Source organism: Microbispora sp. NPDC004025, from assembly GCF_053604425.1.
In genome coordinates, this window is the sequence record NZ_JBSGHN010000007.1 from 20,290 (window position 1) to 45,741 (window position 25,452).

Annotated in this window: 25 protein-coding genes; 7 read left to right on the top strand and 18 right to left on the bottom strand. The window is 71.8% G+C overall.

The genetic code is table 11. The features are described 5' to 3' along the window. Positions 1-15: 15 nt before the first annotated feature. Positions 16-291, bottom strand: coding sequence for a helix-turn-helix domain-containing protein (locus tag ACWEQG_RS19255; RefSeq protein WP_452286363.1), 276 nt, complete (start codon positions 289-291; stop codon positions 16-18). A 113-nt stretch (positions 292-404) separates the two neighbouring features. Here ACWEQG_RS19255 and ACWEQG_RS19260 point away from each other — a divergent pair, with 113 nt between their 5' ends. Further along, positions 405-1,589 (top strand): NADH-quinone oxidoreductase subunit D, encoded by a 1,185-nt coding sequence (locus ACWEQG_RS19260; protein WP_452286365.1) that lies wholly within the window; start codon positions 405-407, stop codon positions 1,587-1,589. Between the two features lie 4 nt (positions 1,590-1,593). Here the strand turns inward: ACWEQG_RS19260 and ACWEQG_RS19265 are convergent, their stop codons facing one another. The 11 genes from ACWEQG_RS19265 to dacB form a co-directional block, all read right to left on the bottom strand. Next, positions 1,594-2,043 (bottom strand): DUF3180 domain-containing protein, encoded by a 450-nt coding sequence (locus tag ACWEQG_RS19265; protein ID WP_452286367.1) that lies wholly within the window; start codon positions 2,041-2,043, stop codon positions 1,594-1,596. Between the two features lie 18 nt (positions 2,044-2,061). After that, positions 2,062-2,562: a 2-amino-4-hydroxy-6-hydroxymethyldihydropteridine diphosphokinase gene (folK, locus tag ACWEQG_RS19270; RefSeq protein WP_363468340.1), complete on the bottom strand. Its 501-nt coding sequence runs from the start codon at positions 2,560-2,562 to the stop codon at positions 2,062-2,064. Beyond that, complete coding sequence (folB, locus tag ACWEQG_RS19275; protein WP_452286369.1) at positions 2,559-2,942, bottom strand: dihydroneopterin aldolase; 384 nt, start codon at positions 2,940-2,942, stop codon at positions 2,559-2,561. The genes folK and folB overlap by 4 nt, the downstream gene beginning before the upstream one ends. Then, a complete protein-coding gene (locus tag ACWEQG_RS19280) occupies positions 2,939-3,367 on the bottom strand; it encodes a nuclear transport factor 2 family protein (protein ID WP_363468344.1) in 429 nt (142 codons plus the stop codon). The genes folB and ACWEQG_RS19280 overlap by 4 nt, the downstream gene beginning before the upstream one ends. 22 nt (positions 3,368-3,389) lie before the next feature. Continuing rightward, positions 3,390-4,262 (bottom strand): dihydropteroate synthase, encoded by an 873-nt coding sequence (folP, locus tag ACWEQG_RS19285; protein WP_452286371.1) that lies wholly within the window; start codon positions 4,260-4,262, stop codon positions 3,390-3,392. A 74-nt stretch (positions 4,263-4,336) separates the two neighbouring features. Further along, positions 4,337-4,933 carry a GTP cyclohydrolase I FolE gene (folE, locus tag ACWEQG_RS19290; protein WP_259401572.1) on the bottom strand — a complete coding sequence of 199 codons (597 nt, stop codon included), beginning with the start codon at positions 4,931-4,933 and terminating at the stop codon, positions 4,337-4,339. Between the two features lie 2 nt (positions 4,934-4,935). After that, positions 4,936-6,942, bottom strand: a complete 2,007-nt coding sequence (ftsH, locus tag ACWEQG_RS19295) for an ATP-dependent zinc metalloprotease FtsH (protein WP_452286373.1) — start codon at positions 6,940-6,942, stop codon at positions 4,936-4,938. Positions 6,943-7,210: 268 nt separating this feature from the next. Beyond that, positions 7,211-7,768 (bottom strand): hypoxanthine phosphoribosyltransferase, encoded by a 558-nt coding sequence (gene hpt / locus ACWEQG_RS19300; protein WP_363468350.1) that lies wholly within the window; start codon positions 7,766-7,768, stop codon positions 7,211-7,213. Positions 7,769-7,780: 12 nt separating this feature from the next. After that, entirely contained in the window at positions 7,781-8,785 is a 1,005-nt protein-coding gene (gene tilS / locus ACWEQG_RS19305; protein WP_452286375.1) for a tRNA lysidine(34) synthetase TilS, read from the bottom strand. An 80-nt stretch (positions 8,786-8,865) separates the two neighbouring features. Beyond that, positions 8,866-9,915, bottom strand: a complete 1,050-nt coding sequence (locus tag ACWEQG_RS19310) for a zinc-dependent metalloprotease (RefSeq protein ID WP_363468354.1) — start codon at positions 9,913-9,915, stop codon at positions 8,866-8,868. 57 nt (positions 9,916-9,972) lie between these two features. Beyond that, positions 9,973-11,358 (bottom strand): D-alanyl-D-alanine carboxypeptidase/D-alanyl-D-alanine endopeptidase, encoded by a 1,386-nt coding sequence (gene dacB / locus ACWEQG_RS19315; protein WP_452286377.1) that lies wholly within the window; start codon positions 11,356-11,358, stop codon positions 9,973-9,975. 86 nt (positions 11,359-11,444) lie between these two features. Between dacB and ACWEQG_RS19320 the strand changes: the two genes are divergently transcribed. Next, complete coding sequence (locus tag ACWEQG_RS19320; protein WP_363468358.1) at positions 11,445-11,942, top strand: inorganic diphosphatase; 498 nt, start codon at positions 11,445-11,447, stop codon at positions 11,940-11,942. Here the strand turns inward: ACWEQG_RS19320 and ACWEQG_RS19325 are convergent, their stop codons facing one another. From ACWEQG_RS19325 to ACWEQG_RS19345, 5 genes are all read right to left on the bottom strand, one after another. Then, positions 11,943-13,109 (bottom strand): NlpC/P60 family protein, encoded by a 1,167-nt coding sequence (locus ACWEQG_RS19325; RefSeq protein WP_452286379.1) that lies wholly within the window; start codon positions 13,107-13,109, stop codon positions 11,943-11,945. A gap of 143 nt (positions 13,110-13,252) precedes the next feature. After that, positions 13,253-15,286 carry a hypothetical protein gene (locus ACWEQG_RS19330; protein WP_452286381.1) on the bottom strand — a complete coding sequence of 678 codons (2,034 nt, stop codon included), beginning with the start codon at positions 15,284-15,286 and terminating at the stop codon, positions 13,253-13,255. Between the two features lie 164 nt (positions 15,287-15,450). After that, the gene (locus ACWEQG_RS19335) at positions 15,451-16,548 is read right to left on the bottom strand and encodes a saccharopine dehydrogenase NADP-binding domain-containing protein (RefSeq protein WP_452286383.1); all 1,098 of its coding nucleotides are present in this window, start codon (positions 16,546-16,548) and stop codon (positions 15,451-15,453) included. 47 nt (positions 16,549-16,595) lie between these two features. Then, a complete protein-coding gene (locus ACWEQG_RS19340) occupies positions 16,596-17,369 on the bottom strand; it encodes a hypothetical protein (RefSeq protein ID WP_363468366.1) in 774 nt (257 codons plus the stop codon). Positions 17,370-17,461: 92 nt separating this feature from the next. Beyond that, positions 17,462-19,072: an ABC-F family ATP-binding cassette domain-containing protein gene (locus tag ACWEQG_RS19345; protein WP_452286385.1), complete on the bottom strand. Its 1,611-nt coding sequence runs from the start codon at positions 19,070-19,072 to the stop codon at positions 17,462-17,464. Between the two features lie 195 nt (positions 19,073-19,267). Between ACWEQG_RS19345 and ACWEQG_RS19350 the strand changes: the two genes are divergently transcribed. The 5 genes from ACWEQG_RS19350 (at position 19,268) to ACWEQG_RS19370 (ending at position 24,732) form a co-directional block, all read left to right on the top strand. Beyond that, the gene (locus tag ACWEQG_RS19350) at positions 19,268-20,593 is read left to right on the top strand and encodes an FAD-dependent oxidoreductase (protein ID WP_452286387.1); all 1,326 of its coding nucleotides are present in this window, start codon (positions 19,268-19,270) and stop codon (positions 20,591-20,593) included. Between the two features lie 82 nt (positions 20,594-20,675). Beyond that, complete coding sequence (locus ACWEQG_RS19355) at positions 20,676-20,966, top strand: hypothetical protein (RefSeq protein ID WP_363468372.1); 291 nt, start codon at positions 20,676-20,678, stop codon at positions 20,964-20,966. Between the two features lie 127 nt (positions 20,967-21,093). Next, positions 21,094-22,188 (top strand): phenazine antibiotic biosynthesis protein, encoded by a 1,095-nt coding sequence (locus ACWEQG_RS19360; protein WP_452286389.1) that lies wholly within the window; start codon positions 21,094-21,096, stop codon positions 22,186-22,188. Beyond that, positions 22,189-23,559, top strand: a complete 1,371-nt coding sequence (locus tag ACWEQG_RS19365; protein ID WP_452286391.1) for an aldehyde dehydrogenase family protein — start codon at positions 22,189-22,191, stop codon at positions 23,557-23,559. It abuts the gene before it with no gap. 51 nt (positions 23,560-23,610) lie between these two features. Then, positions 23,611-24,732: an alpha/beta hydrolase family protein gene (locus ACWEQG_RS19370; RefSeq protein ID WP_452286392.1), complete on the top strand. Its 1,122-nt coding sequence runs from the start codon at positions 23,611-23,613 to the stop codon at positions 24,730-24,732. Here the strand turns inward: ACWEQG_RS19370 and ACWEQG_RS19375 are convergent. Continuing rightward, complete coding sequence (locus tag ACWEQG_RS19375) at positions 24,719-25,432, bottom strand: GNAT family N-acetyltransferase (protein ID WP_452286394.1); 714 nt, start codon at positions 25,430-25,432, stop codon at positions 24,719-24,721. The genes ACWEQG_RS19370 and ACWEQG_RS19375 overlap by 14 nt on opposite strands. Positions 25,433-25,452: the final 20 nt, after the last annotated feature.

Here is a 25,452-nt window from a genome sequence, read left to right on the forward strand (position 1 = left end):
CCAAGGACTCCCCGATCAAGCGGCATCCGTCGGCTTCTCGCTGACAGGCAGACGCAGGGTCCGATCACCGAAGTCGACGACCAGGTCCAAGCGGGCCCCGAGCGCCTCCACATAGCGAGCGATGACATCGAGGGATGTGACCTCTCCGTGCTCGATCTGCGAAACCCGGGCCACGCTCAGCCCCATGGCGACCGCGACGTCCTTCTGGCCAAGCCCGAGTCGCTTGCGCGCCTCGGCGAGTTGTTGACCGCGTGCCTCCGCGAGGAGCTTCCTGGCACCCTGCTCGATCACGGAAGGGGAGACGCCGGCGCAGGCTACTGCCGTCGGCGTGAGGCGGTGGTCGAGTTCGTCTGATGCCTTCGCCGTCTTCGCGGGCGCGTGATGAGCGTGAAAGCATGGAGGGCATGACGACCGAGCAGGAGGGCGGGCGCACCGAACGCATCGTGGGGCTGGGCGCGGGAGCCGACGCCGTGCAGGCGAGGGAGCTGGCCACCGAGGACATGATCCTCAACATCGGCCCGCAGCACCCGTCCACCCACGGCGTGCTGCGGCTGCGGCTCGTCCTCGACGGCGAGCGCATCACGGCCGCCGAGCCGATCGTCGGCTACATGCACCGCGGCGCGGAGAAGCTGTTCGAGGTGCGCGACTACCGGCAGATCATCGTGCTGGCCAACCGGCACGACTGGCTGTCGGCGTTCGCCAACGAACTGGGCGTGGTGCTCGCGGTCGAGCGCATGCTCGGCATGCAGCCGCCGCCCAGGGCGGTGTGGGCCAGGACGCTGCTGGCCGAGCTCAACCGCGTGCTCAGCCACCTGATGTTCCTCGGCAGCTATCCCCTGGAGCTCGGCGCCATCACCCCGGTCTTCTACGCCTTCCGCGAGCGGGAGACCCTGCAGCACGTCATGGAGGAGATCTCCGGCGGACGCATGCACTACATGTTCAACCGGGTGGGCGGGCTGAAGGAGGAGCTGCCGCTGGGCTGGCTCGACCGCGTCACCGCCGCCGTCGCGGCCGTGCGCCGGCGGCTGCCCGACATCGAGGAATTGATCGCCGGCAACGAGATCTTCCTGGCCCGCACCCGCGGCGTCGGCGTGCTCGACCGCGAGACGATCATGCAGTACGGCGTGAGCGGCCCGATCGCGCGGGCCTCCGGCGTGGACTTCGACCTGCGGCGCGACGAGCCCTACCTCGCGTACGGCGAGCTGCCGGTGAAGGTCGTGACCCGGTCCGCCGGGGACTGCCAGGCTCGGTTCCAGGTGCTGCTCGAACAGGTCAAGGTCTCCCTCGACCTCGCCGACGCCTGCGTCGAGCGCCTGCGGCACCTGCCGCCCGGGCCGATCAACCAGCGGCTGCCGAAGGTGCTGAAGGCGCCCGAAGGTCACACGTACGCCTGGACGGAGAACCCGCTCGGCCTGAACGGCTACTACCTCGTGTCACGCGGAGAGAAGACGCCGTGGCGACTCAAGCTGCGCAGCGCCTCCTACAACAACATCCAGGTGCTGCGGGAGATGCTGCCGGGCAACCTGGTCGCCGACATGATCGCGATTCTCGGCTCGATGTTCTTCGTCGTCGGCGACATCGACAAGTAAGGGATCAGGTCTCCCCCGACGGCTTGCCGGGCACCCGGCAGCAGTGTTCGAGGAACAGCGCCGCGCAGACCAGGATCACGCAGGCCAGGAACGACCCGCCGCCGACGAACGCGTCCTGCCGGGGCTTGTCCAGGTCGAGCAGGTCCAGCACGCGCAGCACGAACCCGGCGAAGACGCCGCCGAACGCCGCCCCCGCGTACGCCGTGGCCTTGGCCAGCGCCGTCAGACGGGCGACGGCGAGCGGCTCGACGGGCTTGGTGCCGGGGCGGCGCAGGATCCTCGCCCGGGTCAGCCAGCCCGTGTACGCCTCGCCGACGGCCAGCAGCAGCGTGGTGGGGATCGCGGTCCACGGCAGGGTCGGCAACATGGAGTAGAACTGCCGCAGCAGCCCCCAGGTGAGCAGGGCGAACACGACCACCAGACCGACGAGCACGCCGGGATTGCTGGGCTTCACGCGGGGACTCCTCGTCGATCAGACCGGGGGTTCGAGCACGAGGTCGGTGCGCAGCCGCACTCCGCTCTGGTCCGTGTCGGCCAGCAGGGCCGCGACCGAGCCGCGACCGGGCAGCACCGCCGCCGGATCGGCCTGCGCCCACGGGACCAGGACGAACGCCCGCTCGTGCGCCCGGGGGTGCGGGAGCGTGAGCTCGGGGTCGTCGGACATCAGGTTGCCGACCGCGATGAGGTCCACGTCGAGCGTCCTCGGACCCCACCGCTCCTTGCGCTCGCGGCCGAAGGCGGTCTCGACGCTCTGCGCGCGGTCGAGCAGCGTGCGGGGGTCGAGCATGCTCTCGGCGACCACCACCGCGTTCAGGTACGGGCCCTGCTCGGGCCCGCCGACCGGATCGGTCTCGTAGACCGGCGACACCGCCACGAACGTGAGGCCGGGGGCGTCGAACAGCGAGTCGAGGGCCCCCTGGAGGTTGTCGATACGGCGGCCGAGGTTGCTGCCGAGCGCGATCACGACCCTCATGCGCGCCCCCTTCTGATCGTCACCACCACGTCGTCGAACGGCAGCGGGATCGGCGCTGCCGGTTTGTGCACGCTGACCTCCGCCTCCTCGACCAGCTCGTGGGCCAGGCAGGCCGCCGCCAGCCGCTCGGCGAGGGTCTCGATGAGGTTGACCGGCTCGCCCTCCACGATGCGGACGAGCTCTCCCGCCAGTGCCCCGTAGTCGACCGTGAGGGTCAGGTCGTCGGCCGCGGCCGCCGGGGCGGTGTCGAAGCGCAGGGCCACGTCGACCACGAACTCCTGGCCCAGCTCGCGCTCGGCGGGCAGGCAGCCGTGCCTGCCACGGGCCCGCAGGCCCGTCAACCGCACCGTGTCACGACTGGTCGTCGGCCGCACCGTCAATGCTCCTGCTCCTCCTCGTCGTCGTCGTCGCTCTGGAGGACCGGTGAGCCGTGGTAGAGCCACAGCCGCCACCCGGTTCCCGTGCGCACGTAGGTGCTGGACGCGACGACCCGGCCGGCCGCGAAGCCCGGCTCGTCGGTGTCGGCGGCCGTCAGGATGTTCTCCGCGCAGGTGACCACGGCGACGTCTCCGAGCACGGTCGTCTGCACGTCGGTCAGCACGAACTGGATGTACGGCGTGTTGGCCATGATGAGCGCCCACGAGCGGAGCACCTCCGACCGTCCGGTCAGCATGGGCCAGCCGGGATGGACGCACATGGCCGGACGTCCCGGGACGTCCTCGATCCAGATCTCCGACATCGCGTCGAGGTCGCCGCTCTCGATGGCGTTGTAGAACGCCTGGTTGAGCTCCTCGATGTCCTTCATCGGCGTCCCTGTCGGCATCTCGTCACCGGCCCTCGTCAGCGTGTCGTACGCCTGCTGCCCGCCAGGCTGCGGCCACACGCACCGCATCGGCGTTCGGCCGCACCCGATGCACCCGCACGCACCAGGCGCCGGCCCGCGCCGCGAGCGCGGTGACGGCGAGCGTGGCGTCGTCGCTCCCGTCGAACGGCCTGGGTTCGCCGTCCGGCCCCGCGAGCAGGCGGCCGAGAAAGCGTTTGCGCGACGCTCCGATCAGCAACGGACGGCCGAGGCGGTTCAGCTCGTCGATGCCGGCCAGCAGGGCCCAATTGTGCTCGGCGTTCTTGGAGAACCCGAGACCGGGATCGAGCACGATCTGCTCCTCCCGCACTCCCTCGGCCAGCACCGAGTCCACCCGCTTGCGCAGCTCCTCCGACACCTCGGTCACGACGTCGTCGTAGACGGCGCGGCTGTCCATGTCACTGCTGTGCCCGCGCCAGTGCATCACGACGTACGGCACGCCGGTCGCGGCCACCACCCGCGGCATGGCGGGGTCGGCCAGGCCGCCGCTCACGTCGTTGACGAGCTTCGCCCCGGCCTCGACGGCCGCCTCGGCCACCTCCGCGCGCATGGTGTCGACGCTGACGGTCACGCCTTCCCGGCTGAGCGCGCGGATCACCGGCTCGACGCGGCGGAGCTCCTCCTCCAGGGAGACGCGGGCCGCACCCGGACGGGTGGACTCGCCGCCCACGTCCACGATGTCGGCGCCCTCGGCCACCAGGTCGAGGCCGTGCCTGATCGCGATGTCGGCGTCGAACCACTCCCCGCCGTCGGAGAAGGAGTCGGGGGTCACGTTGACCACGCCCATGACCAGACAGCGCCCAGACTCGGGCATACCGGGCACACTTGCTGCGGTCATGGGGTCAAGACTAGTGCCATGAGGCATGGTGCCCGTCGGGCAGGAGTGCCGTCCCAACCGGCCCTCGCCCGCGCTCAGCCGCGCAGGATCAGCGACATGGCCTCGGCCCGGGTCGCCTCACAGGTGCGGAAATCGCCGCGAACGGCCGAGGTGAGCGTCTTGGCGCCGGGTTTGCGCACACCGCGCATGGTCATGCACATGTGCTCGGCCTCGATCACCACGATCACTCCCCGGGGTTCGAGGACCTTCATCAGGCCGTCGGCGATCTGGGAGGTCATCCGCTCCTGGACCTGCGGCCGGCGGGCGTAGACGTCCACCAGCCTGGCCAGTTTGGACAGGCCGGTGATGCGGCCCTTCTCGTTCGGGGTGTAGCCGATGTGGGCCACGCCGTGGAACGGGAGCAGATGGTGCTCGCAGGTGGACATCACCTCGATGTCCTTGACGAGCACCATCTCGTCGTGGTCCGCGTCGAACATCGTGGTCAGCGCGTCCTCGGGGCGCTGGCCGAGCCCGGCGAACTGCTCGGCGAACGCCCTCGCCACCCGGGCGGGGGTGTCCCGGAGCCCGTCGCGATCGGGGTCCTCCCCGATCGCGAACAGGATCTCCCGGACCGCCTTCTCGATCCGATCGTGGTCGAAGCCGGGGGGCGGCCCCACCATGGGTTCGGCCATGGTCAGGCCTCGTCCCGCTGCGCCGACTGGTCGTTGGCCCACGGCGTCGAGCCGGCCCCGCCGGCGGGCAGCGCCTGGCCGTTGCCGTTGGCGCGCTCCTTCGGGGTGATGACCGGAGGACGGTCGGACGGCAGGCGCTTGCCGTATCCGGCGTACGAGGGGCGCTTCTCCTTGGGCACGACGGGCGAGAAGATCTCGAGGACCTGCTCCCGGGAGAGCGTCTCCTTCTCCATCAGTTCGAGCACGAGGTTGTCGAGCACGTCGCGGTACTGGACGAGGATCTCCCACGCCTGGTCGTGCGCGCTCTCGATGAGGCGGCGGACCTCCTCGTCGATCGCCGAGGCGATCTGCTCGGAGTAGTCGCGCTCGTGGCCCATCTCACGGCCGAGGAAGACCTCTCCGTTGCCGCTGCCGAACTTGCGGGCGCCGAGCCGCTCGCTCATGCCGTACTCGGTGACCATGCGGCGGGCGATCGAGGTCGCCTTCTCGATGTCGTTGGACGCGCCGGTGGTGGGCTCGTGGAAGACGAGCTCCTCCGCCGTACGGCCGCCGAGCAGCATGGCGAGCTGGTCCATCATCTCGGACCGGGTCGCCAGGAACTTGTCCTCCATCGGCAGCGTCATCGTGTAACCGAGCGCGCGGCCGCGGGACAGGATCGTGATCTTGTGGACCGGGTCGGAGTTGGGCAGCGCGTGGGCCACCAGGGCGTGGCCGCCCTCGTGGTACGCGATGATCTTCTTCTCCTGGTCCGACATGACCCGGGACTTGCGCTCGGGACCGGCCATCACGCGGTCGATCGACTCCTCCAGGAGCGACATCGTGATGAGCTTCTGGTCCTGGCGGGCGGTCAGCAGGGCCGCCTCGTTGATCACGTTGGCGAGGTCGGCGCCGGTGAAGCCGGGGGTCCTGCGGGCGATCACGTCGAGGTCGACGTCCGAGGCGAACGGCTTGCCGCGGCCGTGGACGCGCAGGATGCCCTTGCGGCCCTCCAGGTCGGGCCGGTCGATGACGACCTGCCGGTCGAAGCGGCCGGGACGCAGCAGGGCGGGGTCGAGGATGTCGGGGCGGTTGGTGGCGGCGATGAGGATCACGCCGCCCTTGACGTCGAAGCCGTCCATCTCGACGAGGAGCTGGTTCAGCGTCTGCTCACGCTCGTCGTGGCCGCCGCCGAGGCCCGCGCCGCGGTGCCGGCCGACGGCGTCGATCTCGTCGATGAAGATGATCGCCGGGGCGTTCGCCTTGGCCTGCTCGAACAGGTCGCGGACGCGGGAGGCGCCGACGCCGACGAACATCTCGACGAAGTCGGAACCGGAGATCGAGTAGAACGGCACGCCCGCCTCACCCGCGACGGCGCGCGCGAGCAGCGTCTTGCCGGTGCCGGGCGGGCCGTACAGCAGCACGCCCTTGGGGATCTTCGCTCCGATGGCCTGGAACTTGGCCGGCGCCTGGAGGAACTCCTTGATCTCCTGGAGCTCCTCGATGGCCTCGTCGGCCCCCGCCACGTCGGCGAAGGTGGTCTTCGGGGTGTCCTTGGTGATCAGCTTGGCCCGCGACTTGCCGAAGTTCATGACCCGGGAGCCGCCGCCCTGCATCTGGTTCATGATGAACAGGAAGAGCAGGACGACGATGATGATCGGCAGGAAGCTGACCAGCAGGCTCACGAGGAAGTTCTGCTTCGGCACCTCGACCGTCCAGCCCTGACTGGGCTTGGCCTGGTCGAGCGCCTGCGCGAGCTGGACGCCCTGACCCTCGACCCAGGGGGCCTGGATGCGGTCGGTCGTCTTGCCCGCGACCTCGATGGGTTTGTTCAGCGTCAGCTCGACTCGCTGGTCCTTGTCGACCACGGTCGCGCTCTTGACATTGCCCTGCTGGATCTGCTGGACGACCGTCGAGGTGTCAGCGGTGGCGTAGTTGCCGTCTCCGCCGAACATCGTGGTGACGAGCAGGAGAAGCAATACGATGCCCAGGATCCACAGCAGTGGGCCACGTGTAAATCGCTTGAGATCCATCCGTTGCGGAACCCCGGCGGGCCCGTCCCTTCCTGACCAAGGCCTGCCCCGGGAGAACCCGGGGTCGCGGCATCCCTTACCGCTCCTTCTGGCTACCGCGGGCCGGCCTCAGCGGCCTCCCACGGATATCCGAAGGTACACCCGGCAGCCGCCTCGGGTAACTGCCCGAGCGGCTCCGGCTTTGCCTTTCCAACGTACGTCAGCCAGCCCCGTGTTCCCCGACCTGGCGCCCAATAACGCCCGATTGGAGGGTCACTTCGCTAAGGGCTTACTCCCCTCCGTACACATGAGGCGCAAGAGTCCCGATGAACGGCAGGTTGCGATACTGCTCCGCGTAATCGAGACCGAACCCGATGACGAACTCGTTGGGGATGTCAAAACCTACGTAACGGACGTCCAACTCCACCTTCACCGCGTCCGGCTTGCGCAGAAGAGTGCAGATCTCCACGGACGCCGGGTTGCGCGACTTCAGGTTGTTCATCAGCCACGAAAGCGTCAGCCCGGAGTCGATGATGTCCTCGACCACGAGCACGTGCCGGCCGGCGATGTCGGTGTCGAGGTCCTTCAGCACCCGCACGACACCGGACGACTTGGTCCCGGCGCCGTACGAGGAGACGGCCATCCAGTCCATCTGCACGGGCACGTGCAGCGCGCGGGCGAGGTCGGCCATGACCATGACCGCCCCCTTGAGCACGCCGACGATCAACAGTTCCCTGCCGGCGTAGTCGGCGTCGATCTGGCCCGCCAGTTCCTTGATCTTCTCCTGCAGCTCCTGCTCGGAGATGAGGACTCTGGAGAGGTCCTTGCCCATGTCGGCTGCGTCCACCTGGGGTTTTCCTTACGCGAGCGAGAGGTTGTCCACGGCGAACACAAGGGTGCCACAGCGCCTCACCACCCCTACCCCCCCGGGTAGGTCCACCCTCTTCTGCCCGTGCCAGCCGGTCACCAGCCGCTCGACCGCCTCGATGTGCACGGCCGCGAGCGCGGCGGCGTTCGCCCCGGCCTCGACGGCCGCCCGCTGGATGACCCGCCGCCGCACCGCCCCCGGCACGCCGGCCAGCACGGTCACGTCCAGTTCCCCGCCGGGGCCCCGCGACTTGGCGTGGACGCTGTCCGCCCACTCGTCCAGGGCGTCGGCGTCGTCGCGGCACAACCGCGCCGTACGGGCCAGCGCCTCGGCGATCCCCGGCCCCAGCGCGGCCTCCAGCGCCGGTAGGGCGTCGCGCCGCACCCGCACCCTGGTGTACGCGGGATCGTCGTTGTGCGGATCGTCCCAGGGCCGCAGGCCGAGGGCGTCGCACGCCTGCCTGGTCCGCTCGCGGCCGAGCCCCAGCAGGGGGCGCCGGTAGATCCCGGTGACCTCCGCCATGCCGGACAGCGACCGCGTGCCGCTGCCCCGGGCCAGGCGCAGCAGCACGGTCTCCGCCTGGTCGTCGCGGGTGTGACCGAGCAGGACCGCGGTGGCGCCCAGCCGGCCGGCGGCGGCGGACAGCGCGGCGTAGCGGGCTTCCCGCGCCGCGGCCTCGGGGCCCCCGGCCGTGCCGACCGTGACGGTCAGCGCCTCGGCCGGGTCGAGACCGAGCGAGTGCGCGAGCCGTACGACGTCGCGGGCGCGCGCGGCCGAGCCCTCCTGCAGGCCGTGGTCGACGGTGACCAGCCCGGCGCGCAGACCGAGGCGCGGGGCCGCGAAACCGGTGGCCGCCGCCAGCGCCAGCGAGTCGGCGCCGCCGCTGCAGGCCACGAGGACGAGCGGCGGCTCCACCACGTCTCGCGGGACGGTGAGGTCCGCGAGCGAGAGCCGTACGGCACGGCGGACGTCGGCGACGGCGGGATGCGGGCCCATGCCGCCATTCTGGCGGCGCCGCTCGCGGGCCGGGTAACACCCCGGCCCGGCCGCCGCACGATCAGGGCGGTGGAGTGGGGTCAGGCGGAGGTGAGGACGCGGGACATCCAGGCGTGCGGGTCGGCGATCTCCTGGCGGTCGGGCAGGGTCTCCGGCGAGGTCCACACCTTGTTGAACGACTCCATGCCGGCCTCGTCCACGACGGTGCGCACGAAATGGGAGCCCTCGGCGTACTGCTTCATCTTGAGCTCGATGCCGAGCAGCCGGCGGACGAGCTGGTCGAAGCGCGAGCCGCCCTCGCGGCGGCGCTGGAACTTGGCGCGGATCTCGGCGACCGACGGCACGACGGACGGGCCCACCGCGTCCATGACGTAGTCGCCGTGCCCCTCCACCAGCGTCATCACGGCCGTCACCCGGTCGAGCACGGCCTTCTGCTCGGGCGTCTGGATGGCCTCGATGAGGTTGCCCTCGCCGCCCCTGAAGGCGTCGGCCACCGCGTCGGAGGCCGCGCGCAGGCGTTCCAGCAGGGTCGTCAGGTCCATCTCTGACGCGAGGAGGAACTCGGTCATCTGGCCGCGGACGTACTCCCGCAGCCAGGGGACGCCGGTGAACTGCACCCGATGGGTCTCCTCGTGCAGGCACACCCACAGGCGGAAGTCGCGGGGATCGACGCCCAGCTCGCGCTCGGCGTGCACGATGTTGGGCGCCACCAGCGTCAGCCGCCCGGTCGGGGCGTTGCCCGAGGGGTCGGGCGGGAGGAACAGTTCGTACTGCCCGAGCACCCGCGAGGCGAGGAAGGCGAGCACCGCGCCGACCTCGAGCCCGGTGATGCGCGAGCCGACCGCGCCGACGACCGCCGGCATGTTCGACATCTTCTGCGTCAGCGGCTCCAGGACAACCCGGAAGCCGTCCACGTTCGCGCGGATCCACCCGGGGCGGTCGACCACGGTCGCCGCCTCCGGCGGCGCGGAGTCGATGCGGGTGAACTCCCGCACGTGCCCCTCGGCGTCCCGCGACAGTCGCCGCAGTTCGAGGACCGCCTGCCTGGCCTCCTCGCGGCTCACCTGAGGGCCGGGGCGCACGAGGCGCACCCCGGTCGAGACGGCCAGATCCCAGTCGATCACCTGCATACCCACCACCGTACGTTCTTCGCCTTCTCGCCGCGCATGCAGCGGCGAGAGGGACGGTCAGCTCTGGGAGACGATCGTGGCCATCTTGTCGAGCGCGGCGATCGCCTCCGGCGGGTTGGCCACCTGGTCGGCCATGAACGCGAAGGTCAGCAACCGGCCGTCGGAGGTGTACGCGATGCCTGCCAGGGTGTTCACCCCGTTCAAAGTGCCCGTCTTCGCGCGTACCAATCCGGCCCCTGCCTTCGAATCGGACTTCTCATAGCGGTTGTGCAGAGTCCCGGTGAATCCCGCGACCGGCAGGCCGCTGATCAGCGAGTGCAGCTCCGGATGGGCGGAGGACGCCGCCACGGCCAGGATGCGGGCGAGGGCGGTCGGCGTGATCCGGTTCTTCGTGGAGAGCCCGCTGCCGTCGTGGACCTCCACGCCGCCGGTCACGCCGAGGCGGGAGAGCACACGCCGGACCGCCGCGGGCACGCCCTCGAAGGTGTGCGGGAGACCTTCCTTGACGGCCGCCTGACGGGCGAGCGCCTCGGCCAGGTCGTTGTCACTGTGCGTGAGCATCCGCTCGACGAGCGCGTAGACCGGCCCGGACTCGACCCGGGCCAGTTCCTGCGCGGTGGGCGCCGCCTTGGCCGAGTCGACCTTCTTGCCCACCTTGATGCCGTTCTTCCTGAGCAGCGACGCGAACGCGTCGGCGGTCGCCCGCGCCGGGTCCGGATAGCGCGCGCCGTTGCGTGCCCGGCCCTCGTCCATCATGAGGGCGGCCACGGGGGCGACACTGCCCTCCGGGATGTACGTCGGCTTCCAGCCCGGCGCCGTCCGCGGCCCGGTGAACAGCGAGGTGTCGTACGACAGGTCCACCGAGGCGAGGTTCGCCGCCTTGAGCGCCTTGGCCGTGCTCGAGGCGAGCCGGGCGAGCGACGCCGGCCGCGGATAGATCCGCTTCTGCTCCGCGGCGCCGGTGGCCGGGCCGGCCAGGGTGGGGTCGCCGCCGCCGACCAGGACGATCGACGTGGCGGAGGTCCCCCGCACGACCCGGGTGGCCAGGCGGGCGTCCGGCCCCACCGTGGCCAGCACCGTCAGCGCGGTGACCACCTTGGTGGTCGAGGCCGGGGTGATGGCGGTGCCCGAGCGGCCGTCGTATATCGGTTCTCCCGTGACGGCGTCGAGCACGATCCCGGCCACGCTGCCGCCCAGCGCGGGGTCACCCATCGCAGCGGCGAGGCGGGTGGTCAAAGTACCCTTGGCGGGAAGAGCCCCGTCCCCCGCCGCGGCCAGAACCGGACCCGCGGTCACCAGGGGGATCGGGGTCGGCTTCGGAGACGCGACCGGAGCCGGGGTCCTGTCGGCGTCATGGGTGACCAAATAAGTGCCCGCGAGGACGACGAAGATCTGCAGCAGGGCGAGGGTGGCCACCACCATCCACCGCTCACGTCGCACCACTACGCCCTCATTTCGCGCCGACCCTGACCACGCCTACGAGACATTAACGCCCACCCGGGAGACCGGGGACTCATGCGGAGGAACGAGTGGAGTTCGACGTTGTCGTTGAGATTCCCAAGGGACAACGGAACAAGTACGAGGTTGACCACAAGACCGGCCGCATACGTCTGGATCGCCTGCTTTTCACCTCGACCCAGTACCCCGCCGACTACGGGTTCATCGAGAACACCCTCGGCGAGGACGGCGACCCGCTCGACGCGCTCGTACTGCTCCAGGAGCCGACCTTTCCCGGCTGTCTGATCAGCTGCCGTGCGGTCGGGATGTTCCGGATGACCGACGAGAAGGGCGGCGACGACAAGGTCCTGTGCGTCCCGGCGACCGATCCGCGGATGGAGCACATCCGCGACATCCACCACGTCGCCGAGTTCGACCGGCTGGAGATCCAGCACTTCTTCGAGGTCTACAAGGACCTGGAGCCCGGCAAGTCCGTCGAGGGCGCCAACTGGGTCGGGCGCGTCGAGGCCGAGGCCGAGATCCTCGCGAGCATCAAGCGGTTCCAGGAGACCGGGCACCAGGAGCACTGATCAGCCGGGCCGGGTGGCGCCGACGAGATCATGGCGCCAGATGGGCGAGATGCGCACCACGTCCCCCGTCTGGGGGGCGTGGACCATCATGCCGCGCCCGATGTAGATGCCCACGTGATGGATGGTGCCGGGATTGCGGCTCAATTGGCCGTAGAAGATGAGGTCGCCGGTGCGCAGTTCCTTGAGGGGGACGTGCCGTCCCGAGGTCCACTGCGTGCCGGTCCAGTGATCGAGTGACACTCCGGCCCGCTGCCAGGCCCGCATCGTCAGCCCCGAGCAGTCGAACCCCGACGGGCCCGCGGCGGCCCACACGTACGGCTTGCCGATCTGTTTGAGCGCCCACTGGGCGGCCTGCTGGCCGGGCCCCGACCCGAGCCGCCCCGTCCACGCCGGCACCGCCAGGCTTCTGCGGACGGGGAGGGAGACCCTCCTGGCGGACTGCCGGGCTTTGGTCCTGGCCTGTTTCAGCTCGTCCACACGGTCACGGGCGACCTCCAGCCGTTTGGAGATCTCCGCTTTCTCCTGCTCGAAGCGCTGGGTCTGTTCGAGCTGTTCCTCGACGGCCCGCTGTGCCGCGTCCTTCGCCTGCCGCACCTCGTCGGTGCTGCGCGACTGCTCGGAGTAGGCGCGGGCCGCCTGTTCTCGGAGGATCTCGAAGACCTGCTGCGCGTCTTCCAGGCGTTGCAGCGTGGCGACCTGTTCGTCGCCCAGCTGCGTCAGCACGCTCGCTCTTCGCAGGAAGCCGCGCATGTCGCTCAGGCCGCCGAGCATCGCCGCGGTGGACGGCGACAGCCGCAGCCCGCCGTACGCTTCGGCCACCCTCGCGGCCACCTCGCCGCGCAGCCGCTCGACCTGGCCGGCCGCCTGGCGAGCCCGCCGCGCCGACTGCTCGTACGCGGTACGCGCCTGCTCGAGCTGGACGAGCTCCCCGTTGTAGGCCTCCACGAGCCGCTCGGCCTCGGCGTTCAGCGTCTCCTTGCCGGCCTGCGCGGCCGCGAGATCGGCCTCGGCCCTGCCCAGTTCCCGTACGCGCTCCTGCACCTGCTGCCGCGCCTTGGCGACGTCCTTGGCCGACGGCTTCGGATCGGCTCCGGCCGGCGCCCCCAAGGTCAGGACGAGGCTTGACCCGAGCCCGGCGACCAGCCCCGACGCTCTGAGGAGTGGCATTACTTCCCCTTCCTTGCTCCACTCCCCTCACTTCCCGGCGACTACTCTCCGTACACATCTAAGCCACGCCTAGTAATCGACCTATGTGGTGGGTCGTCCCGATAAGGCAGGGAAAGAGGTGGGCCGGTGTCCGAAAAGACCCTCTATGTGGCCTTCGGGCCGGCCGCAGACGAGCCGCCGGCGGGACCGTGCCCGCCTCCGGATCCTCCGGGACGTCCGGCTCCTCCGGGCCCGCCGGAACTTCCGGCCGCGGGGCCGCCGGTCGCGCCACGATGCCCGGCGCCTTCCGGGGCGTCTTCCCGGGCGCGTACGTCCGGCGGATAGCCGTCCCTGCCGCGGCCCGGGCCGTCACGGCGCGAGCCGTCCCCGCCGGACTCACCGCGGGCGGTCTCTCCGCGGCCCGGGCGCTCGTGGGCGGCGCCGCCGTACCGGGCGGGCCGCGGCCCGGGGAGGGAACGGCCGCCGTCTCCGGCGCCCCGGGCCTCGCGCCCGCCGCCGTGCCCACCGCCGTGTCCTCCGCCGTGTCCTCCGCCGTGCCCACCGCCGTGCCCACCGCCGTGTCCTCCGCGTACGGGCGGAACGGCCGGGGGCCAGGCATGGTCACCGGAGGGCCCGTGGGACGGCGCGGGAGTCGGCGGGCACTCCCGGTGGGGACGGGGGTGGTGCTGGTGGTCGCGCCAGGGCGGGCGGTGTCCCGGCCAGTGCGCCGGCGGTGGCCCGCCCCTCGGCGGCCGGCCGGAGCCGGGACCGCCGGAGCCCTGCCCATCGGAGCCGGAGCCGCCGGGGCTGGGCTCAGTGCCGGGGGTGACGGGAGTGATGGTGGGCACGGGTGTCGGGCCGGACGGCGAGGCCCCCGGATTCGGCACGGTGGCGGACGGCCCGCCGGAGGGGCGCACCGGTGATCCCACTGGCGGTCGCACCGGCGATCCCACCGGCGGTCTCACTGGCGGTCTCACCGGCGGCGCGGGACGGTGCGGCCGTCCGGCGGAGGGTGGCGCGGGTGGGGGCAGGGGCGCCGGGCGCGGCAGGGCGACCGGCCTCACGGGCGCGACAGGCGCGACGGGCTCGGCCAGATCCCGGGAGGCCGGGGGCGCGGGCGAGCGCCCTGCCACCTTCTCGGCCGCGTCCTCGGATCCCTCCCCTGACGCGGTGTCGGCGGACGGGCTGACCGGGGCCTCGGCCGTGGGGAGCCGATGCGGGGCGATCGTGTCGGCGGCCTGCTCGCGCAGGTCTCCGGCGAACTGGGCGAACACGAGCGCGATCGTCGCCACCGCCGCCAGCGCGGCCACGGCGCCGGCCACGGCCTGCGCCAGCCGGCCCTCGCGGCGGCCGGCCCTCGGGAAGCCCGCGGCGTTCAGCCTGCCCACGCGCTTGGCGACGTAGCGCCGGTAGGGCACGAGCTCGGGGTCGATGAAGCTGCTGAGCACCCGCACCCGCAGCGTCTCCGGCAGGGCGACCTGGGGGAGCAGCCCGAACACCTTGGCCGCGGAGACCTGCCGGACACGCTGACGCCCGCAGGTCTCGCACCGCGCGAGGTGCCGGATCAGCTGGGCCCGTGCCTGCGGGGTGAGCTCTCCCGTGAACCCCGCGAGGATGGCGGACGCCCGCTCGCAGTCGTGGGCGGCGCGCCTGGCCAGGATCTCGGCGGTCAGCGTCTCACGCAGGCGTTCGGTGGCCGCGTCGAGGAGCCCTTCGGCGTACCGCTCCCCCGTGCCGAGCACGGCGGCCAGGTCCTGACCGGTCATCCCGTGCCTGGCGGTGAGTTCGAGCACCTCCCGGTCCTCGGGGGACAGCGCCCCCACGGCGCTGCCGGCGACGATGCGCAGGTCGGCCCCTTCGGCCGTCGCGCCGTCGGCCGCGATGCCGGGAAAGGGCACGGTGGCGACGGGAATCGGCCCGGTGCCGGGATCGTCCTCCGGTCCGGGCGTGCGGCGGCGCATGCACTCGCCCCGGGCCAGGGCGTACAGCCAGGGACGGAACCCGTGCGGATCGGCCAGCGAGCCGACGAGGGCCTCCGCGGCGATCAGCGTGTCACGCAGCGCGACCTGGGCGGCGTCGGGCCCGGCCAGCAACGTGCGGCAGTACCGGTAAAGGTTCTCCGCGTATGTGTCGTAAAGGGCGGCCAGCGCTCCCGGATCCCGGGCTCGCAATGCCTCGACCAGGACGCCATCATTCATATAACGGAGCGTAAATGCTCGGTAACTCCCCGCTCCACCCATTCAGGCGAAGTCGCGTAACTACCCCGCGGACTTTTACGCTCCGCCATCCAAACGAACTGCCGCGATTCACCGTCTTATTAGGCAATCAATCACGATAAATCCGGTCAGTCGTACGGACGCCGTCACTCTCGTACGGTCATTCCCGCCTCGGCGCACCCCCGGGCGAGATTCTCCAGCCCGAAGGCGTCCACGGGCCCCAGGGCGCCGGTGCCGTGCACGCCCTTCGCGAGCGCCGTCGCCGCCCCCCAGGCCAGCACGCCGGCCGTGAATTCGTACGGGTCGCCGCCGGCGACGTGGACGGCGGCCAGGCGGCGGCCTTCCGCGTCGTAGGCCTCGGCCACGATGCGCGACGACACGCCCGTCCCCGCCGGCGCGCCGCCCCCGCCCGTACGCAGCACCCGGTCGGCGAGCGCCTCGGTCGCCCGCCGGACCCCGGGCACCGCGCCGATGACGGGCGTCGCCTTGACCAGCACGCCCGCGACCCTGGTGAGGCCGCCCAGCCAGCCGAGATAGACGTTCACCTCACGCAGACCGGCGTGCGCGGGCGGCAGCGTGAAGTGCTCGGAGGCGCCGATGGACAGGCCGTGCCGGACCCGGCCGTCCACGACGAACCTGCGGGTGCGGCCGTGCTCGGGGACGATGCGGCCCTCGCGGAAGCCGTACATCGGTTCGAGGATCATTCCCAGGGCCGAGGCGCGGGTCCCCGCGCTCGCGCGGCGCGCCATGCCTCCCTCCACGAAGTAGCCGACGTCCACGCGAACGGCCCCCGGCCCGGCCTTGCCCAGCGCCAGGGCCGCGGCGAGGTTGCCGGGCACGTAGTCGTACCCGAAGGCGGTGATCAGGGCGGCGCCCCTGGCCGCCGCGGCGGGGCCGTACCGCTGGAAGATCCGCTTGATGAACGTGGGCTCTCCGGTGGTGTCCAGGTAGACCGCGCCCGCCTCCGTCGCGGCGGCGACCGCGGCCTCCCCCCACCGGACGAACGGGCCGACCGTCGAGATCAGCACGTCGCCGCGCGCGACGATCCGGCGTACGGACTCGGGGCGGCCGACGTCGGCGACCGCGACCGACACGTCGCCGCCCAGCGAGTCGGCGAGGGCGGTCAGCCGCGTCTGGTCCCGGCCCGCCAGCAGCGGCCGGACCCCGCGCGCGACGAGCGCCTCGGCGGTGAGCCTGCCGGTGAAACCGGTGGCTCCGAACAGCACGATCCTGGGGTTGGCCATCCCGCTACGGTAACCCGCCCGCCCCGTCAAGATCGGCAGTGGGCCGTTCACTGGCGCCGGTCGCCCGGCGCCGGATACCCGCGGTCCTTGGCGAACGGCTCCGTCGTCGGCGCGACCGTGTGCAGCGGGACGGCCCCGGCCCCGGCCAGCTCCTCGTACGTCTTGGCGGTCGAGCCCCAGGTCGTGGCCTGCACGTCGGTCGCTTCGACGGAGCCGCGCACACCCTCGACGGTGATGACGAACCGGCTCCTGGCGCCCGGCCGCGCGTCGTCCACGTACGACGTGGCCCCGCCGACGAGCGTGCCCGCGGCGTCGCGCAGCAGGGCCGTGACGGCGAGGCCGGCGACGGGCTTGCGGAACGGGTCCAGCACGTAGCCGGTGACGAGGTAGGACCCGTTCTTCAGCTTGTCCGTACGGACGTCCGAGATCGGGAACTTGAGGAACGCAGACGGGGTGCGCGGGATCGGCCGCCACGAGGCGGGACGGTAGTCGATCTTCACACGGACCGGCTGGGCGGTGGCCGTGACCTGGCCGCTGAAGGCCAGCGGGCGGCCGGGCGGCACCGCGTCCAGCGGCTGTTCCAGGTGCACGACCTCCTTGCCGCCGGCGTCGACCGCCGTGACCACGGCGACGGCGTTCTCCCCGAAATGCCAGCGGTTGGGGTTGCTCAGCACCCCCGCCCAGCTCACCGCGTATCCGGCCCCCGAGCGCACGATCGAGGACACCTGTTCCTTCAGGGCCAGCGGTCGCGGGCCCTCCTGATTGTCATTCCTCGCGCACGACGCCATCGCCAGCGCGGCGATGGCGAGTGCGGCGGTCATGTGGCAACGTCGCGTCACTTAGCCGTCATAACCCCTGAATGGGACGCCGCCTCCGGGACACGCGCGATCCCGCCGGTATCTTTACCGCCCGTCTATCGGGGCCGGACCACCCGGGTCTCGTCCCAGACGGGCTCGGGCGACTCGTAGACCCTGCCGTCCGACCCGAAGACGAGGTAGCGGTCGAAGTCGGAGGCGAACCAGCGGTCGTGGGTCACCGCCAGCACGGTGCCCGCGAAGGCGTCCAGGCCCTGCTGCAGGGCCTCGGCGCTGGCCAGGTCGAGGTTGTCGGTCGGCTCGTCGAGCAGCAGCAGCGTGGCGCCGGACAGTTCGAGCAGCAGGATCTGCAGCCGGGCCTGCTGGCCGCCCGACAAAGTGTCGAACCGCTGCTCGGCGACCCGGCCGGCGAGCTCGTAGCGGGCCAGCGCCTTCATCGCCTCGTTCTTCAGCCGGGCGTGCTCGGTCATGACGATCTCGCAGGGCGTACGGCCGATGAGTTCCGGCCGGGCGTGGGTCTGGGCGAAGTGCCCGGGGACCACCCGCGCGCCGAGCCTGACGGTCCCGGTGTGCCGCACGCCCTCCCCCGCGAGCAGCCGCAGGAAGTGCGACTTGCCGGAGCCGTTGGAGCCGAGGACGGCCACCCGCTCGCCGTACCAGACCTCGAGGTCGAAGGGCTTCATGAGGCCCGTCAGCTCCAGGGCCTCGCACATCACCGCCCGCTTGCCCGTACGGCCGCCGCGCAGCCGCATGCTGATGACCTGGTCCTTCGGCGCGACCTCCGGCGGCCCGGCCTCCTCGAACCGGCGCAGCCGGGTCTGGGCGGCGTGGTAGGCGGGGGCCATGCCGTCGTTGTAGGTGGCCTTCTGCTTGAGCATGACCACCAGGCGCCTGAGCTTGGCGTGCTCCTCGTCCCAGCGCCTGCGCAGCTCGTCGAGCCGCTCGTTGCGCTCCCGCCGCGCCTCCGCGTACGTCGTGAAGCCGCCGCCGTGGATCCAGACGTTGCCGGACTCGACCGTGACGATCCGGTCGGCGGCGTTGGCGAGCAGCTGGCGGTCGTGGGAGACCAGCAGCACGGTCTTGGGCGTCTCGCGCAGCGCCGTCTCCAGCCACACCTTGCCCGGCACGTCGAGGTAGTTGTCGGGCTCGTCGAGCAGCAGCACCTGGTCGGGGCCGCGCAGCAGCGCCTCCAGCACCAGCCTCTTCTGCTCGCCGCCGGACAGCGTGGCGACCTCGCGATATTTCACCCGGTCGTACGGCGCGCCGAGGGCGGCCATCGCGCAGGCGTCCCAGAGCACCTCGATGTCGTAGCCTCCGGCGTCGCCGTAGTCGGTGATCGCCTGGGCGTACCGCATCTGGGTCTTCTCGTCGTCGCGCTCCATCATCACGAGCTCGGCGGCGTGGAGCCGTTCCGCCGCCGTCCTGACGCGCTCGGGCGCGACGCTGAGCAGCAGGTCCTGGACCGTACGGCCGTCCCGGATGTTGCCGACGAACTGCCGCATCACCCCGAGACCGCCCGAATGGGCCACGGTGCCCTCGACCGGCTGGAGATCGCCCGCGATCATCCGCAGCAGCGTCGTCTTGCCCGCGCCGTTCGGACCGACCAGGGCCGCCTTGACGCCCTCCCCCACGCGGAACGACACGTCGTTCAGCAGCATCCTGCCGTCCGGCAGCACATGCGTCAGATGCCCGACCTCGACGTGCCCCACCAGCTGTCCCCTTCCCGACTTCGCGCGCGGAGAGGCTACATGCCGCCTTCCGGGCCCGGCACTCCATTTTCGCGGCGCGCCGTCACCGGTTCGCCGTACGCGGAGGACGGACAAGACCGCACTTTCGCGGATTCACGCCTCGGGTGGCCGCCCGGACAATGACGCTGGCATGTTCTCCGGCGGCAGGGGTGCGCGATGGAACGTAGGGCCGGTCACGCCGTGGTGCTCGGGGCGAGCATGGGCGGCCTGCTCGCCGCACGGGCGCTCACCGAGACGTACGCCCGGGTGACGCTGCTGGAACGGGACGAGCTCCCCGCCGAGCCGCTGAACCGGCGCGGCGTGCCGCAGGGGCGGCACGTCCACGTCCTGCTCCCGCGCGGTTCCCAGGTCCTCGGCTCGTTCTTCCCGGGTCTCGCCGGCGAGCTCGGCCTGGCCGGGGTGCCGCACACCCAGCTGGCCCGGCAGATCAGGTTCGTCGTCTCCGGCCACCGGCTGACCCGCGGCCGTCCCGGGCCGACCATGCTCCAGCCCACCCGCGCCACCCTGGAACACGCCGTACGCCGCCGGGTCGCCGCCCTGCCCGGTGTGGAGTTCGTCCAGGGCTGCGACGTCTCCGGCCTGGTCGCCTCGGCGGGCCGGGTCACCGGCGCCCGCTTCGTCCGCCGCTCCGGCGCCGGCGGCCGGGAGGAGACCGTCGAGGCCGACCTGGTGGTCGACGCCCTCGGCCGGTCGGGCCGGTCCGTCGAGTGGGTCGCCCGGCTGGGCTATCCCGCCCCGGCGGAGGAACGCATCAAGGTGGGCATCAAGTACGTGAGCTGTTTCTTCCGTACGCCCCCCGGCGCCCTCGCGCCCGAGCAGGGCATCCTCGTGGGCCCGGTCCCCGGCCGTACGCGCGGGATGGCCTTCATGGCGTGCGAGGGAGACCGATGGCTGCTCACCGTCGCCGGCATGGCGGGCGACCATCCGCCCACCGACCCCGGCGCGCTGGTCGACTTCGCCGGGACCATCGCCCCACGCGACGTCCACGACGTCATCGTGAGGTCGGAGCGCCTCTCCGATCCGGTCACCCACGCCTTCCCCTCCAGCGTCCGCCGGCGGTACGAGAAGCTGTCCGCGTACCCGGAGGGTCTGCTCGTCTTCGGAGACGGCCTGTGCAGCTTCAACCCCATCTACGGTCAGGGCATGACCGTGGCGTCTCTCCAGGCCGAAGCCCTGCGGGCCTGTCTCGCCACCGGGCGCGGCGACCTGGCCCACCGCTTCTACCGCGCGGCCGCGAAGGTCATCGATCCGGCCTGGCAGCTGTCCGCCGCGGGCGACCTCGCCCTGCCCGAGATCACCGGACCCCGCCCGCTCCTCACCCGTCTGATCAACCGCTACGTGTCGCGGCTGCACCGCGTGGGCGCGACCGACGTGGCCGTGGCCGACGCCTTCTGGCGCGTGGCGGGCTACCTCGACCCGACCCCGGCCCTGCTGCGTCCCCGCGTCGCCCTGCGTGTCCTCACCGGGGGTGGCGGAGGGTAGCCGGGGGCGGAACGTGACGCCGTGATTGGCCGCTCCGGGCGTGGGCACGTTGGGGCGGAGGCGAGGCGGAAGGAGGCGCGCGATGCCGCGTGGGGAGCCTTCCGTGGCGGCCTCCGGCGAGTGGCGGGACGAGGACGGCGTACGCAAACCGGCCGGTGAGGCGCACGCGTGGTGGCCCGGGACCAACCAGACCGTGTGCGGGCTCGCGCTCAGCCGGTCGCGGCTGTACCGGTTCCACCACATCCCCTGGCCGGACTCCTTCCCCGAGTCGGGCGGGGCGGCCGACGAGGTGCGACGGGTGTGCCCGAAGTGCCGGGCGGGGACCGGCAGAGGCCAGGGCAGGCCCTGGCAGCGGACCTCCCCGCGGCCCTGACACCCCGCGGCGGCGGAGGCCCGTCTCGCGCAGTCTTTTGCCCAGTCCCGGATTCTCTTGACCCGGTGGCGAATCACACGGAAATAGCCTGGCTTTTCAGGGCATTTCCAAGCCAAAGGGGCGGGATATGGCACCGGAACAGATTCTCGATTGCCCGCTCGACCAGGTCCCGGAGGGCCCGGAGTTCATCGAGGCCGCCATGCGGTGGCATTTCAGCCCCGAGACCGGCTCGCCGTACTGGCTGGAGCGGGCGAAGACCCTCGGCTTCGACCCGCGCGAGGACGTGCGCACCTTCGACGACCTGCGCCGCTTTCCCAACGTGGCCAACGAGCTGCGCGATGTCCGGGTGGAGGACCTCATTCCCCGGGGCTACGGCCCGGACGCCGACGTCGTCGGCGTGTTCGAGAGCGGCGGGACGACCGGACCGCCCAAACGCGTCGTGGTGCTGCGGGACTGGCTGGAACGGCTGATGCACCGGACCGAGCAGGACCTGCAGGCCAGGGGCTACCCCGAGAGCGGCCACTGGCTGGCGCTCGGACCGACCGGGCCGCACGTCTTCGGCGAACTGGTCCGCTGGCAGGCCGCGCGACGGGGCGGCATCCGGTTCACCGTCGACATGGACCCCCGGTGGGTCAAGAGATGCATCGCCGAGGGCCGCGCCGACGAGGCCGAGCGCTACGCCGAGCACCTGATCGACCAGAGCGCCTACATCCTGGAGACGCAGGACGTGCGGGTGCTGGTGACCACGCCGCCGCTGCTGATCCGGCTGGCCCGCAGGAACGCGCTCGTCGACCTGATCAACGCGAAGATCGCCGCGATCAGCTGGGGCGGGGCCCACATGGACCCCGACACGCGCTATCTGCTCCGCACCGAGGTGTTCCCCGGCGTCAAGCTGTACGGCACGTACGGCAGCACGATGATCCTCGGCGGCCTGGCCGAGCGCGTCACTTCGCCGGAGGAGGACATCGTCGTCTTCGACACGTTCTCGCCCTACATCACGTTCTCCGTGGTGGACCAGGAGACCGGCGAGGTCGCCCGGTACGGCGACCGCGGTCAGGTGGTGATGCACCACGTCAGCAAGAGCTTCCTGCTGCCCAACAACCTCGAACGCGACCTGGCCACCCGCGTGGCGCCGCCGCCGGGACAGATGGGCGACTCCGTCGCCGACGTCGGCCCGCTCCCCACCTTCGACAACGAACCGGTCATCGAGGGGGTGTACTAGATGGAGGAGCTGATCCTGCTCGACGCCCTGGGCGCGGGCGGGCCGTACCACAGCCGCAGCCGGCAGACGATCACGGAGCTGACCGGGGCGCCGGTCGCCGAGCTGAGCCTGGTGCCGCGCCTGTTCGTCCAGCGGACGATGGCGGCCCTGCGCGAGGCGCGGACCGCGCCGCCCCACGATCGCGCGGCGGCCCTCGCCCGCGCGGGACGGCTGTTCGCGACCGGCACGGTGAGCGGCATTCCGGCGGAGGAGTACCAGCACATCGTCAGCCGCGTCTCGGGCATGCCGATCGCCGTGGTCCGTTCGGCGACCGCGGGCATCGGGCGGCGCGCCGGCGAGGCGTACCGCACCACCCGGCACGCCCGGCCGCAGGGCGCGGTGGACGACTGGCGTGACCCGCTCACCTGCGACGGCCACGCGGTCTGGACCCGGCGCGGCGACGTCTTCGCCGTGCACGCCGCAGGCAACCACCCGGGGGTGCACACGTTGTGGCTGGAGGCCCTGGCGCTCGGCTACCGGGTCGCGGTGCGGCCCTCGCGGCGCGAGCCGTTCACCCCGCACCGCCTGATCACGGCGCTGCGGGAGTCGGGGTTCGGCGAGGACCAGGTGGTGCTCCTGCCGACCGACTACGCGGTGGCCGACGACATCATCCGCGACGCGGACCTCGCCATGGTGTACGGCGGCGAGGAGGTCGTGAACAAGTACGGCAACGACGTCAGGGTGCTGCCGCAGGGCCCGGGACGATCCAAGATCCTGCTCACCGAGGGCGACTGGGAGTCCCACCTCGGCACGATCGTGGACTCGGTCAGCGCATTCGGGGGGACGGCCTGCGTGAACACGACCGCCGTCTTCGTGGAGGGCGATCCCGCGCCGGTGGCCGAGGCCGTCGCGGAACGACTCGCCGCGATCCCGAGCCTGCCGCCGGAGGACGAGGGCGCGGTGCTGCCCGTCCAGCCGGTCGCGGACGCGCGCGCGATCGAGAAGTACCTGCTCGACCACGTGGACGGCGCGACGCCGGTGCTCGGCGGCGACGGCGTGGTGGACGAGCTCGGCGACGGCAGCGGGGTGCTGCGCCCGGCCGTCTTCCGGGTGGACCGGCCGGACGCGCCGCAGACGGGCATCGAGTTGTCCTTCCCCTGTGTGTGGTTCGCGCCCTGGAGCCGGGCGGACGGCATCGAGCCGCTGCGGAACACGCTCGTGCTGACCGCGATCACGGAGGACGACGAACTGATCGACCGCCTCGTGGAGGACCCGTCGATCAGGAACGTCTACCTGGGCGACACCCCCACTTACCGGATGCCGCCGTGGGTCCCGCACGACGCCTACCTAGGCGAGTTCCTCATGCGCACGAAAGGCGTCATCCGCACGTGAACCACCGCCCGCGCACTTAAAGAAGAGCAAAACGCCCAGTAGATTCTGGGCATGCGCAGGACGACACGATGGCGGCGCCGCCTGCTGTGGACGCTCGCCGTCGTCGTGGTGCTCGCGGTGACCGCCGTCGGCGGCGCGGGGTGGTACTACTCCGGGCTCGTGATCGACCCCGACCACACCTCCGGCTATCCCCTGGAGGTGACGGCCGTCAGCGGCGACCAGGTCACGATCAAGGGCGGCACCGACACGGACGCCCCCGGCACGTACGGCCTGACCTGGGCCGACGGCAACGCCGTGCTGGGACCGGCGATCGTGGCCGGGCCGGGCACGGTGACCAGGAAGGTCACCGAGGTCGTCCGCGGTGAGCTGCGTCCCGGGGTGCGCGCCTACTTCGACCGCTGGATGTGGGGTCACGCGACCCCGGCCGCCGCCGGCGTGCCGTACCGGGACGTGAAGATCCCCTCGCCGCTCGGCGACTTCCCCGGCTGGCGGACCGAGGGCACCTCGGCGACCTGGGTGATCGCCGTGCACGGCCGCAACGGCGGCCCGGCCGAGGCGCTGCGCGTGCTGCCGGTCTTCCACAGCCTGGGGATGCCGGTGCTGGGCATCACCTACCGCAACGACGAGGACGCCCCGGCGAGCCCCGACGGCAAGTTCCACCTCGGTGCCACCGAGTGGCAGGACGTGGCCGCGGCCATCACGTACGCCAGGAAGCAGGGCGCGACCGGCATCGTCCTGTACGGCTGGTCGATGGGCGGGGGCATCGTGCCGATGGCCGTACGCAACCTGCCCGGCGAGCCGATCAAGGCCATGATCCTCGACAGCCCGGTCATCGACTGGCGGGCGCCGATCGCCCTCGGGGCCGAGCAGATGGGCGTGCCCGGCTTCCTCGTGACGGTGGGCGAATGGGTCGTCGAGCGGCGTACCGGCATGTCGTTCGACGACGTCGACCACCTGCGGCACGCGCGGGAGTTCAGGATTCCCACGCTGGTCTTCGTGGACGACGGCGACGCGACCGTGCCGGTCGCCCCGGCGCTCCGGTTCGCCGAGGCCCGTCCCGACATCGTCAGGCTCGTACGGACGAGCGGCGGCGGGCACACCGGCTCCTGGAACGCCGACCCCGCGCGCTACGAGCGGGAGCTGAAGGAGTTCGTGACGGTCAACTCGGGATGACCACGGTCATCGAGCTCGCGACCAGAGTGAAGCCGAGCCGTTCGTACACACGTCTGGCCGGGTTGCCCTCGGTCACGACAAGGCCCAGCCGCTCGCATCCGCCGGCCGCCGCCCTCATCCGTACGGCGGCGAGCATGCGGGCGCCGAGGCCCGGGGGCGTGCGCGCGGGGTGGCGGAAGACCTCGACCACCCAGGGCCGGCCGTGGAAGAGACTGACCACTACGCCGCCAGCCACCACGTCGTCCCCGTCGACTGCGAGCAGGCTCCAGGGCAGGATCTCGCCGGTGATCTTCCCGCCCAGCAGCGGGGTGAGGATGTCGCGCAGCGCGGCGGTGTCGTCCGCGCCGCGATGGTCGGGGTGGCCCGGCGGATAGGCCGCCCGCCACGCCGCGAACACCTTCTCGGGCGACCGGTCGCAGGGCACGAACCGGAAACCGTCGGGCGCCCCGGCCTCGGCGGGCGGCGCCGTGTCCAGTTCACAGGTCATCTCGTGCGCGTGCCGCATGACGCGGGCGCCGCGCGCGACGAGCGCCTCGCCCAGGTCGACCGGCCCCGCCACCGCCCAGCCCGGCAGCTTCGTCATCACGGCGTCGGCCGCGCCCGGGCCCACGACCTCGATCAGGTCGGCGCACGGCAGCCCGTTCCGTCTGTCCTCGACATAACTGATGGCCGGGACGCCGTCCGCCCCGGTCAGAATCACTCGTTCCACAAGAGGGGAGG